Annotated in this window: 12 protein-coding genes; all 12 read right to left on the bottom strand. The window is 68.9% G+C overall.

Annotation, left to right across the window (positions count from 1 at the left end):
• Position 1: 1 nt before the first annotated feature.
• The 12 genes from nuoL to ACIQPT_RS09355 are packed head-to-tail and all read right to left on the bottom strand — an operon-like array spanning position 2 to position 12,960.
• Entirely contained in the window at positions 2-1,897 is a 1,896-nt protein-coding gene (nuoL, locus tag ACIQPT_RS09410) for an NADH-quinone oxidoreductase subunit L (RefSeq protein ID WP_401154341.1), read from the bottom strand.
• Between the two features lie 12 nt (positions 1,898-1,909).
• Entirely contained in the window at positions 1,910-2,209 is a 300-nt protein-coding gene (gene nuoK / locus ACIQPT_RS09405) for an NADH-quinone oxidoreductase subunit NuoK (protein ID WP_018960446.1), read from the bottom strand.
• Entirely contained in the window at positions 2,206-3,072 is an 867-nt protein-coding gene (locus ACIQPT_RS09400) for an NADH-quinone oxidoreductase subunit J (protein WP_401154339.1), read from the bottom strand. Before ACIQPT_RS09400 ends, nuoK begins: the two co-directional genes overlap by 4 nt.
• Positions 3,069-3,785 (bottom strand): NADH-quinone oxidoreductase subunit NuoI, encoded by a 717-nt coding sequence (gene nuoI, locus ACIQPT_RS09395; RefSeq protein WP_401154338.1) that lies wholly within the window; start codon positions 3,783-3,785, stop codon positions 3,069-3,071. Before nuoI ends, ACIQPT_RS09400 begins: the two co-directional genes overlap by 4 nt.
• Complete coding sequence (nuoH, locus tag ACIQPT_RS09390) at positions 3,778-5,181, bottom strand: NADH-quinone oxidoreductase subunit NuoH (protein ID WP_401154336.1); 1,404 nt, start codon at positions 5,179-5,181, stop codon at positions 3,778-3,780. Before nuoH ends, nuoI begins: the two co-directional genes overlap by 8 nt.
• A complete protein-coding gene (locus ACIQPT_RS09385; RefSeq protein ID WP_401154334.1) occupies positions 5,178-7,688 on the bottom strand; it encodes an NADH-quinone oxidoreductase subunit G in 2,511 nt (836 codons plus the stop codon). The genes nuoH and ACIQPT_RS09385 overlap by 4 nt, the downstream gene beginning before the upstream one ends.
• Entirely contained in the window at positions 7,685-9,067 is a 1,383-nt protein-coding gene (gene nuoF, locus ACIQPT_RS09380) for an NADH-quinone oxidoreductase subunit NuoF (RefSeq protein ID WP_343240273.1), read from the bottom strand. Before nuoF ends, ACIQPT_RS09385 begins: the two co-directional genes overlap by 4 nt.
• A complete protein-coding gene (gene nuoE, locus ACIQPT_RS09375) occupies positions 9,064-9,954 on the bottom strand; it encodes an NADH-quinone oxidoreductase subunit NuoE (RefSeq protein ID WP_401154333.1) in 891 nt (296 codons plus the stop codon). The genes nuoF and nuoE overlap by 4 nt, the downstream gene beginning before the upstream one ends.
• A gap of 29 nt (positions 9,955-9,983) precedes the next feature.
• Positions 9,984-11,306 carry an NADH-quinone oxidoreductase subunit D gene (locus ACIQPT_RS09370; RefSeq protein WP_401154331.1) on the bottom strand — a complete coding sequence of 441 codons (1,323 nt, stop codon included), beginning with the start codon at positions 11,304-11,306 and terminating at the stop codon, positions 9,984-9,986.
• On the bottom strand, positions 11,306-12,031 hold the full coding sequence (locus ACIQPT_RS09365) for an NADH-quinone oxidoreductase subunit C (protein ID WP_401154330.1): 726 nt from the start codon (positions 12,029-12,031) through the stop codon (positions 11,306-11,308). Before ACIQPT_RS09365 ends, ACIQPT_RS09370 begins: the two co-directional genes overlap by 1 nt.
• The gene (locus tag ACIQPT_RS09360; protein ID WP_018490715.1) at positions 12,028-12,582 is read right to left on the bottom strand and encodes an NADH-quinone oxidoreductase subunit B family protein; all 555 of its coding nucleotides are present in this window, start codon (positions 12,580-12,582) and stop codon (positions 12,028-12,030) included. Before ACIQPT_RS09360 ends, ACIQPT_RS09365 begins: the two co-directional genes overlap by 4 nt.
• A gap of 18 nt (positions 12,583-12,600) precedes the next feature.
• A complete protein-coding gene (locus ACIQPT_RS09355; RefSeq protein WP_003967084.1) occupies positions 12,601-12,960 on the bottom strand; it encodes an NADH-quinone oxidoreductase subunit A in 360 nt (119 codons plus the stop codon).
• Positions 12,961-13,718: the final 758 nt, after the last annotated feature.

The following is a 13,718-nucleotide window of genomic DNA, read 5'->3' as shown; positions in this document are numbered from 1 at the left end:
ATCAGACCGCCCTCATCAGCAGGGTCGCGGCGATGACGACCGCCGTACCGCCGAACATCGAGACCGCGTAGGTGCGGGCGTAGCCGTTCTGCAGCTTGCGCAGCCGGCCGGAGAGCCCGCCGACCGATGCGGCCGTGCCGTTGACGACTCCGTCGACCAGGGAGTGGTCCACGTACACCAGCGAGCGGGTGAGGTGCTCGCCGCCGCGGACCAGGACCACGTGGTTGAAGTCGTCCTGGAGGAGATCGCGGCGGGCGGCCCGGGTGAGGACCGAGCCGCGCGGGGCGACCACAGGGACCGGCTTGCGGCCGTACATCGCCCAGGCGATCCCGACGCCGATGACCAGGGCCACCACGGTGGCTCCGGTGACCGTGGCCGCGCTCAGCGGGGCGTGCCCGTGGTCGTAACCGGTGACCGGCTCCAGCCAGTTGATGAACCGGTCGCCGATCGCGAAGAACCCACCGGCGAACACCGAGCCGAAGGCCAGCACGATCATCGGGATCGTCATCGACTTCGGGGACTCGTGCGGATGCGGCTCGCGGCCCTCCGCGTCGGGCTGCCAGCGCGCCTCACCGAAGAACGTCATCAGCATCACGCGCGTCATGTAGAACGCGGTGATCGCGGCGCCCAGGAGGGCCACGGAGCCGAGGATCCAGCCCTCGGTGCCGCCCTTGGCGAAGGCCGCCTCGATGATCTTGTCCTTGGAGAAGAAGCCGGACAGGCCGGGGAAGCCGATGATGGCCAGATAGCCGAGGCCGAAGGTGACGAAGGTGACCGGCATGTACTTCCGCAGGCCGCCGTACTTCCGCATGTCGACCTCGTCGTTCATGCCGTGCATGACCGAGCCCGCGCCGAGGAACAGCCCGGCCTTGAAGAAGCCGTGCGTCACCAGGTGCATGATCGCGAAGATGTAGCCGATGGGGCCGAGGCCCGCGGCGAGGATCATGTAGCCGATCTGCGACATCGTGGACCCGGCGAGGGCTTTCTTGATGTCGTCCTTCGCGCAACCGACGATCGCACCGAAGATCAGCGTGACCGCGCCGACGATGACGACGACCATCTGGGCGTCGGGGGCGGCGTTGAAGATCGCGCCGGAGCGGACGATGAGATAGACACCGGCGGTGACCATGGTCGCCGCGTGGATGAGGGCGGAGACCGGGGTCGGGCCCTCCATCGCGTCGCCGAGCCAGGACTGCAGCGGCACCTGGGCCGACTTGCCGCAGGCGGCCAGCAGCAGCATCAGGCCGATGGCCGTCAGCTTGCCCTGACTCGTCTCGCCCGCCGACTCCAGCACCGGCCCGAAGGCGAAGGTGCCGAAGGTGGTGAACATCAGCATGATGGCGATCGACAGGCCCATGTCGCCGACCCGGTTGACCAGGAAGGCCTTCTTCGCGGCGGTGGCCGCGGTGGGCTTGTGCTGCCAGAAGCCGATGAGCAGGAACGACGCCAGACCGACGCCCTCCCACCCGACGTACAGCAGCAGGTAGTTGTCGGCGATGACCAGGATGAGCATCGCCGCGAGGAACAGGTTGAGATAGCCGAAGAAGCGGCGCCTGCGCTCGTCGTGCTCCATGTAGCCGATGGAGTAGATGTGGATCAGCGTGCCCACACCGGTGATGAGCAGGACGAACGTCATCGACAGCTGGTCGAGCTGGAAGGCGATGTCGGCCTGGAAGCCCTCCACCGGGATCCAGCTGAACAGGTGCTGGTGCAGGGCCCGGTCCTCGGCGCCCTTCCCCAGCATGTCGGTGAAGAGGATCAGTCCGACGACGAACGAGGCGCCGGCGAGCAGGGTGCCGAGCCAGTGGCCGGTCCGGTCCAGCCGGCGGCCGCCGCAGAGCAGGACCGCCGCTCCGAGCAGGGGCGCCGCGACGAGCAGCGCAATCAGGTTCTCCACGTTTCCGACCCCTTACAGCTTCATCAGGCTGGCGTCGTCGACCGAGGCCGAGTGGCGGGAGCGGAACAACGACACGATGATCGCGAGTCCGACGACGACTTCCGCGGCGGCGACGACCATCGTGAAGAACGCGACGATCTGCCCGTCGAGGTTGCCGTGCATCCGGGAGAACGTGACGAGCGCCAGATTGCAGGCGTTGAGCATCAGCTCGACGCACATGAACAGCACGATCGTGTTCCGCCTGATCAGCACCCCGGAGGCGCCGATCGCGAACAGGAGGGCCGCGAGGTAGAGGTAGTTCACCGGGTTCACTGGGCGGCCTCCGAATTCTCCGCCGAGGACGCGGGATTCGCCCCGCGCGCCACGGCGTCCGCGTCCTCACGCCCGAGCCGCTCCCCGGAGCGCTGCTCCAGGGCCTTGAGATCGGCGAGGGACTGCTGCGAGACGTCGCGGATCTGACCGCGCTCCCGCAGGGTCTGCATGACGGTGAGCTCGGACGGCGTGCCGTCGGGGAGCAGACCGGGGATGTCCACCGCGTTGTGCCGGGCGTAGACGCCGGGGGCGGGGAGCGGCGGGAGGTGCTTGCCGCGTACGCGCTCCTCGGACATCTCCCGCTGGGTCTTGGCCCGTTCGGTGCGCTCGCGGTGCGTGAGCACCATCGCGCCCACCGTCGCGGTGATCAGCAGGGCGCCGGTGATCTCGAAGGCGAAGACGTACTTGGTGAAGATGAGGTTGGCGATTCCCTCGACGTTGCCACCGTGCCGGGCGTTGGCCGCGCCGAGTCCGTTGAAGGTGCTCAGCGAGGCGTTGCCGATGCCCGCGATCAGCAGCACGGCGAACCCGAGGGCGCACCCGAGGGCCAGCCAGCGCTGGCCCTTGAGGGTCTCCTTGAGGGAGTCCGCCGCGGTGACGCCGACGAGCATGACGACGAAGAGGAACAGCATCATGATCGCGCCGGTGTAGACGACGATCTGGACGATGCCGAGGAAATACGCGCCGTTGGCGAGGTAGAAGACGGCAAGGACGATCATGGTCCCGGCGAGTGACAGGGCGCTGTGCACGGACTTCTTCGCCAGCACCGTGGAGAGCGCGCCGATCACGGCGACGGTGCCCAGGATCCAGAACTGGACGGCCTCGCCGGTCGAGGTGGTGGTGGCCGCGGCCAGGGAGTTCACGCCCCCACCCCCTTGTCCTGCCGGGCGTCGGACGCCCGGGTGGACTCGATGGGGTCCTCGTCCTCCTGCTTGTCGTTCTCGCCCTTGGACACGGCCGTCTGACGGACCGTGCCGGGGGCGGCCTCGGTGACCACGCCCCGGTAGTAGTCCTGTTCGTCCATGCCGGGGAAGATCGCGTGCGGGCTGTCGACCATGCCTTCGTCCAGGCCCGCGAGCAGCTCGTCCTTGGTGTAGATGAGGCTCTCGCGCGTGGTGTTGGCCAGCTCGAACTCGTTCGTCATGGTCAGTGCCCGGGTGGGGCACGCCTCGATGCAGAGTCCGCACAGGATGCAGCGCGCGTAGTTGATCTGGTAGACGCGGCCGTAGCGCTCTCCCGGGGAGTAGCGCTCCTCCTCGGTGTTGTCCGCGCCCTCCACGTAGATCGCGTCGGCCGGACACGCCCAGGCGCACAGCTCGCAGCCGACGCACTTCTCCAGGCCGTCCGGGTGGCGGTTGAGCTGGTGGCGGCCGTGGAAGCGGGGCGCCGTCACCTTCGGCGTCTCCGGATACTGCTCGGTGAGCCGCTTCTTGAACATGGCCTTGAAGGTCACGCCGAAGCCGGCCACGGGGTTCTGGAACTTGTCCCCCGATTCGCCCGCCTGACCTGCCTGGCCTGCCTGCCCCGAGGACCCAGCGGATCCCGATGAGCCCGTGAGCTCTGGTTTCTCAGACACCGCCGGCCTCCTTTCCGTCACTCGCGCTTTCGTCACTCTGAGTATCCGCCCCGCCACTGACAACGAGCTCCCGGTCCCGTCGTGGCCTGCGCCTGGGCACCGGCGGCAGCGTCTGTCCGGGCAGCGGTGGCACCGGGAACCCGCCCGCCATCGGGTCGAAGGCGGGCTCCGGTCCGGCAGCCTCCTCCTCGGCCCGGGACCTGCGGTCGCGGTACATGTCGACGACGAAGGAGATCAGCAGGATCGCGATCACGACCGCGCCCACGTACAGCACGATCCGCGAGAAGTCGTACCCCTCGTTCCGCAGGGCCCGGACCGTGGCGACGAGCATCAGCCAGACCACCGAGACCGGGATGAGGACCTTCCAGCCCAGCTTCATCAGCTGGTCGTAACGCACGCGGGGAAGGGTGCCGCGCAGCCAGATGAAGAAGAAGATCAGGCACTGGAGCTTCAGGAAGAACCAGAGCATCGGCCACCAGCCGTGGTTCGCGCCCTCCCAGAAGGCCGAGATGGGGTACGGAGCCCGCCAGCCGCCGAGGAACAGCGTCACCGCGATCATCGACACGGTCACCATGTGGATGTACTCGGCGAGCATGAACATCGCGAACTTGATCGAGCTGTACTCGGTGTTGAACCCGCCGACCAGGTCGCCCTCGGACTCCGGCATGTCGAACGGCGCCCGGCTGGCCTCACCGACCATGGTGATCATGTAGATGATGAAGGAGACCGGCAGCAGCATGATGTACCAGCGGTCCGCCTGCGCCTCCACGATCGTCGACGTGGACATCGACCCGGAGTAGAGGAAGACCGAGGCGAAGGAAGCGCCCATGGCGATCTCGTACGAGATCATCTGGGCGGACGAGCGGATTCCGCCGAGCAGGGGGTACGTCGAGCCCGAGGACCAGCCGCCGAGGACGAACCCGTACACCCCGACCGCGCCGACGGCGAGGATGTAGAGCGCGGCGATCGGGAGGTCGGTGAGCTGCATCGTGGTGCGCTGCCCGAAGATCGAGACCTCGTTGCCCGCCGGGCCGAAGGGGATCACCGCGATGGCCATGAAGGCGGGGATCGCGGCGAGGATCGGCGCGATGACGTAGACCGCCTTGTCCGCGCGCTTGACGATCACGTCTTCCTTCAGCATCAGCTTGATGCCGTCGGCGAGCGACTGGAGCAGCCCCCAGGGGCCGTGCCGATTGGGGCCGATGCGCAGCTGCATCCAGGCGACGACCTTGCGCTCCCACACGATGGAGAACAGCACGATCAGCATCAGGAACGCGAAGCAGAAGACCGCCTTGATGACGACGAGCCACCAGGGGTCGGTGCCGAACATCGAGAGATCCTCGGCGGCGAGGACGACGCGCTCGGGCGCCGTCGTGAGTGCGGCGAGGCCAGTCACGCTCGTACCTCCGATGGTTCGACGGGAGCACCCGGTGCGGCGGCGGGGCCGATCCGCACCAGGCCGCCGGGGTTCGCTCCGGTGTCGGCGGGGATGCCGCGTCCCACCGAGTTCAGCGGCACCCAGACCACCCGGTCCGGCATGTCGGTGACCGCGAGGGGCAGTTCGACGGTGCCGGCGGGCCCGGTGACGGCGAGCAGATCGCCGTCCTTGACGCCGGACTCGGCGGCGGTGACCGCCGAGAGCCGGGCGACGGCCGCGTGCCGGGTGCCGGCGAGCGCGGTGTCGCCCTCCTGGAGCCGGCCCAGGTCGAGCAGCATCCGGTGGCCCGCGAGGACCGCCTCGCCGTCGCCGGGCCGGGGCAGCGGCTGCGCGCTCGCGCGCGGGTCCTCCGCGTGGCCGCCCTCCCAGCCGCCGAGCCGGTCCAGCTCGCGGCGGGCGGCGGTCAGGTCCGGCAGGGCGAAGTGCACGTCCATGGCGTCGGCCAGCATGTGCAGCACCCGGGAGTCCGTCGGCGCGAGCGTCCGGGACATCTGCTCGGGCTTCAGCGCCGCCTGGAACATCCGGGCCCGGCCCTCCCAGTTGAGGAAGGTGCCGGACTTCTCCGCGACGGCGGCGACCGGGAAGACCACGTCCGCCCGGGCGGTGACCGCGCTCGGCCGCAGCTCCAGCGAGACCAGGAAGCCGACCTCGTTCAGCGCCTGGAGGGCACGGTTCGGGTCGGGCAGGTCCTCGGCGCCGACCCCGGCGACGAGCAGCGCGCCCAGTTCGCCGGTGGCCGCGGCCTCGACGATCTGGCCGGTGTCACGGCCGTAGCGGGTGGGCAGTTCGGCCACCCGCCACAGCTCCGCGACCTCGTCGCGGGCCCGCGGGTCGGTGGCCGGGCGGCCGCCGGGCAGCAGCGAGGGGAGCGCGCCCGCCTCCACCGCACCCCGGTCGCCGGCCCGGCGCGGGATCCACACCAGGCGTGCGCCGGTGGCGGTGGCGGCGCGGACGGCGGCGCTCAGCGCGCCGGGCACTCCGGCGAGCCGCTCGCCGACGATGATCAGGGAGTGCTCACCGCGCAACGCCTCGGCGGCGGCCGCCCCTTCGGCCTCCAGGCCGACGCCGCCCGCGAGCGCGTCCAGCCACTCGGTCTCGGTGCCGGGGGCGGCGGGCAGCAGGGTGCCGCCCGCCTTCACCAGGCCCCGGGTGGCGTGCGAGGCGAGCGCGAAGGTCTTCTGGCCGCTCTTGCGGTGGGCCTTGCGCAGCCGCAGGAAGACGCCGGGGGCCTCCTCCTCGGACTCGAACCCGACGAGCAGGACCGCGGGGGCCTTCTCCAGCGCGGTGTACGTGACGCCTTCGCCGTCGAGGTCCCGGCCGCGTCCGGCGACCCGGGCGGCCAGGAAGTCGGCCTCCTCGGCGCTGTGGACCCGGGAGCGGAAGTCGATGTCGTTGGTGTCGAGGGCGACCCGGGCGAACTTGCTGTACGCGTAGGCGTCCTCGACGGTCAGCCGGCCGCCGGTCAGGACGCCGGTACGGCCGCGGGCGGCGAGGAGTCCGGCCGCCGCGGCTGCCAGCGCCTCGGGCCAGCTCGCCGGTTCCAGGACGCCTTCGGCGTTGCGGACCAGCGGGGTGGTGAGGCGGTCGCGCTGCTGGGCGTAACGGAAGCCGAACCGCCCCTTGTCGCAGAGCCACTCCTCGTTGACCTCGGGCTCGTTGGCCGCGAGGCGTCGCATGACCTTGCCGCGCCGGTGATCGGTCCGGGTCGAGCAGCCGCCGGAGCACTGCTCGCACACCGAGGGGGTGGAGACCAGGTCGAAGGGGCGGGAGCGGAATCGGTACGCCGCCGAGGTCAGCGCGCCGACCGGGCAGATCTGGATGGTGTTGCCGGAGAAGTACGACTCGAAGGGGTCGCCCTCGCCGGTGCCGACCTGCTGGAGGGCGCCGCGCTCGATCAGCTCGATCATCGGGTCGCCCGCCACCTGGTTGGAGAACCGGGTGCAGCGCGCGCAGAGCACGCACCGCTCGCGGTCCAGCAGCACCTGGGTGGAGATCGGGACGGGCTTCTCGAAGGTCCGCTTCTTGCCGTCGAAGCGGGAGTCGGCGCCGCCGTGCGACATCGCCTGGTTCTGCAGCGGACACTCGCCGCCCTTGTCGCAGACCGGGCAGTCCAGCGGGTGGTTGATCAGCAGCAGCTCCATCACGCCCTTCTGCGCCTTCTCGGCGACAGGGGAGGTGATCTGCGACTTGACGACCATGCCGTCGGTGCAGGTGATGGTGCAGGAGGCCATCGGCTTGCGCTGGCCCTCGACCTCGACGATGCACTGGCGGCAGGCGCCTGCGGGGTCGAGGAGCGGGTGGTCGCAGAAGCGCGGGATCTCGATGCCGAGGAGTTCGGCGGCCCGGATGACCAGGGTCCCCTTGGGGACGCTGATCTCGATGCCGTCGATGGTCAGCGTGACCAGGTCCTCGGGCGGGATCGCCGCCTCGCCGCCCCCGGAGGGCGCACTCGTGGTGACTGTCATGCGTTCACCCCCCGGTGAGCGTTCTTGCCGTCGGTGTTCTTGTCGTCGGCCCAGGCCGTGGACCGGGCGGGGTCGAAGGGGCAGCCCTTGCCGGTGATGTGCTGCTCGTACTCCTCGCGGAAGTACTTGAGCGAGGAGAAGATCGGCGAGGCGGCACCGTCGCCGAGCGCGCAGAACGACTTGCCGTTGATGTTGTCGGCGATGTCGTTGAGCTTGTCGAGGTCAGCCATCTCGCCCTTGCCGGCCTCGATGTCGCGGAGCAACTGGACCAGCCAGTAGGTCCCTTCGCGGCAGGGTGTGCACTTGCCGCAGGACTCGTGGGCGTAGAACTCGGTCCAGCGGGTGACGGCCCGCACCACGCAGGTCGTCTCGTCGAAGCACTGGAGCGCCTTGGTGCCGAGCATGGACCCGGCGGCGCCGACGCCCTCGTAGTCGAGGGGGACGTCGAGGTGCTCCTCGGTGAACATCGGGGTGGAGGAGCCGCCCGGGGTCCAGAACTTCAGGCGGTGACCGGCCCGGATGCCGCCGCTCATGTCGAGGAGCTGACGCAGCGTGATGCCGAGCGGGGCCTCGTACTGACCGGGGCTGGTGACATGGCCGCTGAGCGAGTAGAGCGTGAAGCCCGGGGACTTCTCGCTGCCCATCGACTTGAACCAGTCCTTGCCCCGGTTCAAAATCGCGGGAACCGAGGCGATGGACTCGACGTTGTTCACCACAGTGGGGCAGGCGTACAGACCGGCGACCGCAGGGAAGGGGGGCCGCAGCCGGGGCTGGCCACGCCGTCCTTCGAGAGAGTCGAGCAGCGCGGTTTCCTCACCACAGATGTACGCACCCGCACCCGCGTGCACCGTGAGTTCCAGATCGAGTCCTGAACCCAGGATGTTCGTCCCCAGATAACCCGCCTCGTACGCCTCTCGTACGGCCTCGTGCAGTCGTCGCAGCACGGGGACGACCTCACCGCGCAAGTAGATGAACGCATGCGAAGAACGGATCGCGTAACAGGCGATCACGATGCCCTCGATGAGGCTATGTGGGTTCGCGAAGAGGAGCGGGATGTCCTTGCAGGTCCCCGGCTCCGACTCGTCGGCGTTGACAACTAGATAGTGCGGTTTGCCATCGCCCTGCGGGATGAACTGCCACTTCATCCCGGTGGGGAAGCCCGCCCCGCCGCGCCCGCGCAGACCGGAGTCCTTCACGTACGCGATGAGGTCGTCGGGGTCCATGGCCAGCGCCTTGCGCAGCCCTTCGTACCCCTCGTGGCGGCGGTAGGTGTCCAGGGTCCAGGATTCGGGCTGGTCCCAGAAGGCGGAGAGGACGGGTGCGAGCAGCTTCTCGGGGCTCGTCCCGTTGTGGTCGATCTCGGCGGCCAAGGTCATCACTCCCCCTCCTCGGCTGCGGGCCCGGCCGGGTGCTCCGGGTCGGAGGCCGAGGTCTGCGGCGAGATATTCGGCGTCCCGGAGGGACTCGTTGAGGGGCGGTGGTCGGGTGACGGGTGGGCGTGCGAGCTGAGGTGCTCGGACGGCGAAGGGTCGTGCGGCTGCCCGTCCTGGGGCCGCGCGCCTTCGGGCTGCCCGGCGCGCGGGGAGACCACGCGCGCCTTCGGGAGCGCCTCGCCCTTGGCGAGCTTCAGCCCGACGAGGGAGGCGGGGCCCGCGCCGCCGGTCGCCTCGACGGCGCCGGGGCGCTCGTCGGGGAAGCCGGCCAGGATCCGGGCGGTGTCCTTGTACGAGCAGATCGGCGCGCCGCGGGTGGGCTCGACGGTCCGGCCGGCGATCAGGTCGTCGACGAGCCGCGTGGCGCTCTGGGGCGTCTGGTTGTCGAAGAACTCCCAGTTGACCATCACGACGGGCGCGAAGTCGCAGGCGGCGTTGCACTCGATGTGTTCGAGGGTGACCTTGCCGTCGTCGGTGGTCTCGTTGTTGCCGACGCCGAGGTGCTCCTTGAGCGTGTCGAAGATGGCGTCGCCGCCCATGACCGCGCACAGGGTGTTGGTGCAGACGCCGACCTGGTAGTCGCCGCCGGCCCTGCGCCGGTACATGGAGTAGAACGTCGCGACGGCGGTGACCTCGGCGGTGGTGAGGTCGAGCGTCTCGGCGCAGAAGGCGACGCCCGTACGGGAGACGAATCCCTCCTCGGACTGCACGAGGTGCAGCAGCGGCAGGAGGGCGGAGCGGCTGCCGGGGTAGCGGGCGAGCACCTCCTTCGCGTCCGCATCGAGCCGGGCGCGCACCTCGGCCGGGTAGGGGGTGGCGGGGAGCTGCGGCATCCCCAGACTGACGTCTTGGCGTGATGTGGTCACCGGTCGACGCCTCCCATCACGGGGTCGATGGACGCGACGGCGACGATGACGTCGGCGACCTGGCCGCCTTCGCACATCGCCGCCATGGCCTGGAGGTTGGTGAAGGACGGGTCGCGGAAGTGGACCCGGTAGGGGCGGGTGCCGCCGTCGGAGACGACGTGCACGCCGAGTTCGCCCTTGGGGGACTCGACGGCGGTGTACGTCTGTCCGGCGGGGACCCGGAAGCCCTCGGTCACCAGCTTGAAGTGGTGGATCAGGGCTTCCATGGAGGTGCCCATGATGTTCCTGATGTGGTCGAGCGAGTTGCCGAGACCGTCGGGGCCCAGGGCGAGCTGGGCGGGCCAGGCGATCTTCTTGTCGGCGACCATGACCGGACCCGGCTCCAGGCGGTCGATGCACTGCTCGATGATCCGCAGGGACTGGCGCATCTCCTCCAGGCGGATGAGGAAGCGTCCGTAGGAGTCGCAGGTGTCGGTGGTCGGGACGTCGAAGTCGTAGGTCTCGTAGCCGCAGTACGGGTCGCTCTTGCGGAGGTCGTGCGGGAGTCCGGCGGAGCGCAGCACCGGGCCCGTGGCGCCGAGCGCCATGCAGCCGGTGAGGTCGAGGTAACCGACGTCCTTCATGCGGGCCTTGAAGATGGGGTTGCCGGTGGCGAGCTTGTCGTACTCCGGCAGGTTCTTCTTCATGGTCTTGATGAACTCGCGCAGCTGGTCGACCGCGCCCGGGGGCAGGTCCTGGGCGAGGCCGCCGGGGCGGACGAACGCGTGGTTCATCCGGAGGCCGGTGAAGAGCTCGAAGAGGTCGAGAACCAGTTCACGATCGCGGAAGCCGTAGATCATGATCGTGGTCGCGCCGAGCTCCATGCCGCCGGTGGCGATGCACACCAGGTGCGAGGCGAGCCGGTTGAGCTCCATGAGCAGTACGCGCAGGACGGTGGCCCGGTCGGGGATCTGGTCCTCGATGCCGAGGAGCTTCTCGACGCCCAGGCAGTACGCCGTCTCGTTGAAGAACGGCGTCAGGTAGTCCATCCGCGTGACGTAGGTGGTGCCCTGCGTCCAGTTGCGGAATTCGAGGTTCTTCTCGATGCCGGTGTGGAGGTAGCCGATGCCGCAGCGGGCCTCGGTGACGGTCTCGCCGTCGATCTCCAGGATGAGGCGCAGCACGCCGTGCGTGGACGGGTGCTGGGGGCCCATGTTGACGATGATGCGCTCGTCGTCGGACTTCACCGCGGATTCGACGACCTCGTCCCAGTCGCCGCCGGTGACTGTATATACAGTCCCCTCGGTCGTGGCACGGGGCGTTGCGTGGGGAGTGGTCATCAGCTGTACGACCTCCGCTGGTCCGGAGCCGGGATCTGGGCGCCCTTGTACTCGACGGCGATGCCGCCGAGCGGGTAGTCCTTGCGCTGCGGGAAGCCCTGCCAGTCGTCCGGCATCATGATCCGGGTCAGGGCCGGGTGCCCGTCGAAGACGATGCCGAAGAAGTCGTACGCCTCGCGCTCGTGCCAGTCGTTGGTCGGGTAGAGCTCGACGAGCGACGGGATGTGCGGGTCGCTGTCCGGGGCGGACACCTCCAGCCGGATCAGCCGGCCGTGGGTGAGCGAGCGCAGGTGGTAGACGGCGTGCAGCTCGCGGCCCTTGTCGCCCAGGAAGTGGACGCCGCTCACGCCCGTACAGAGCTCGAAGCGCAGGGCGGGGTCGTCGCGCAGGGTGCGGGCGACCTGGACGAGGTGCTCGCGGGCGATGTGGAAGGTCAGTTCGTCGCGGTCGACGACCGTCTTCTCGATGGCGTTCTCGGGAAGCAGGTCCTGTTCCTCCAGGGCCCCTTCGAGCTCGTCGGCCACCTCGTCGAACCAGCCGCCGTAGGGCCGGGAGGATGCGCCCGGCAGGGTGACGGTGCGGACGAGGCCGCCGTAGCCGGAGGTGTCGCCGCCGTTGTTCGCGCCGAACATGCCCTTGCGGACGCGGATGACCTCGCCGCCGGTGTCGCGCGGGGCGGGTACGGAGTTGCCGTTCTGCCCCTCGCCGTGGGTGTGGTCGCTCACCGCAGCAGCCCCTTCATCTCGATCAGGGGCAGTGCCTTGAGGGCCGCTTCCTCCGCCTCGCGGGCGGCCTCCTCGGCGTTGACCCCGAGCTTGCCGTCCTGGATCTTCTGGTGGAGCTTGAGGATCGCGTCCAGCAGCATCTCGGGACGGGGCGGACAACCCGGCAAATAGATATCGACCGGGACAATGTGATCAACACCCTGCACAATGGCGTAATTGTTGAACATTCCACCCGATGACGCGCAAACCCCCATGGAAATGACCCACTTGGGATTCGGCATCTGGTCGTAGACCTGCCGCAGGACGGGCGCCATCTTCTGGCTCACCCGCCCGGCGACGATCATCAGGTCCGCCTGGCGCGGCGATCCGCGGAAGACCTCCATCCCGAACCGGGCCAGGTCGTAGCGGCCCGCGCCGGTCGTCATCATCTCGATGGCGCAGCAGGCGAGTCCGAACGTGGCCGGGAAGACGGAGGACTTCCGCACCCAGCCCGCGGCCTGCTCGACCGTGGTCAGAACGAAGCCGCTCGGCAGTTTCTCTTCGAGTCCCATGGTGTGCCCCTCAGCCCCTCAGTCCCATTCCAGGCCGCCGCGACGCCACACATACGCGTAGGCGACGAAGACGGTGAGCACGAAGAGCAGCATCTCCACGAGCCCGAAGATCCCCAGGGCGTCGAAGGAGACCGCCCAGGGATAGAGGAAGACGATCTCGATGTCGAAGACGATGAAAAGCATCGCCGTCAGGTAGTACTTGATGGGAAAGCGGCCGCCTCCGGCCGGAGTCGGGGTGGGTTCGATACCGCACTCGTACGCTTCGAGCTTTGCCCGGTTGTAGCGCTTGGGGCCGATAAGCGTGGCCATGACCACGGAGAAGATCGCAAACCCTGCCCCGAGGGCGCCGAGCACGAGGATGGGCGCGTAGGCATTCACGCTCCTCGCTCCTTCCAGTCGTCCTTGACCTTTGGACCGCATCGGGCGACCGGCTCGCCACCTCACCAAGATCGTGCACATGTGAGGCAGTTCACAAGCCCGACTGCCCCGCATCCTATGCCTGGTCCCCTGTGATCTGCGACACGGGGTACGACAACGGCTTTGTGATCTCCACCACCTGACGAAGGATCATGAAGTCGTATGAGCGGTGATCTTCGTACGCGAAGCGGCCGAGTGATCACGAGACGTGACATTCGATGGTGTTACCGCTGGTCAAAGACGTGCGGCGCTATCAATCGACGGCCTGTACAAGCAAATTGGCGGTGGACTGCCGGGGAGTGATAAGGGCACCGGCCGGCCCCGACGCTCACCCGGACGAGGGGCGGCGGGGATCGATCAGGATATGTGCATGCATTCACGAACTTCCGGATCGAGCCCGGCGTCCGAGCGGATGCGCGAGCGACGTCGCGAGCGAAGTCGCGATCGGAACCGCGAGCGGACGGGATGCCTCCGCCGGCGGGAGCGAGCACGGGCGACCGCGGACGTCCACGCGGATCGCGGCCGCGAGGGTTGCCCGTTCCGGCGGACCCACACTGTGACCTGCGCCACTCGGCCCCGCGCCCCGGAAAGCCGGGCTTGGCCATCGGTGTGAACGGATGGTAAGCGACGGGCAATTCGGGCGTATTACCGAAAGGCAGTGATCACGGGCCTGATTGCAGCTGCCCGATTTGCCCGTTACGGCGTCAATAAGGGCCCTC

It is taken from the genome of Streptomyces sp. NPDC091289 (assembly GCF_044757365.1).
Classification (GTDB): domain Bacteria; phylum Actinomycetota; class Actinomycetes; order Streptomycetales; family Streptomycetaceae; genus Streptomyces.
This window is presented reverse-complemented; position numbering and strand designations above follow the sequence as displayed.

What these genes read in the sequence shown, in the direction of transcription:
- ACIQPT_RS09385 (WP_401154334.1), bottom strand. Translation starts at nt 7,688, where the DNA reads ATGACAGTCACCACGAGTGCGCCCTCCGGGGGCGGCGAGGCGGCGATC.
- nuoE (WP_401154333.1), bottom strand. Translation starts at nt 9,954, where the DNA reads ATGCCGCAGCTCCCCGCCACCCCCTACCCGGCCGAGGTGCGCGCCCGG.
- ACIQPT_RS09370 (WP_401154331.1), bottom strand. Translation starts at nt 11,306, where the DNA reads ATGACCACTCCCCACGCAACGCCCCGTGCCACGACCGAGGGGACTGTA.
- ACIQPT_RS09360 (WP_018490715.1), bottom strand. Translation starts at nt 12,582, where the DNA reads ATGGGACTCGAAGAGAAACTGCCGAGCGGCTTCGTTCTGACCACGGTC.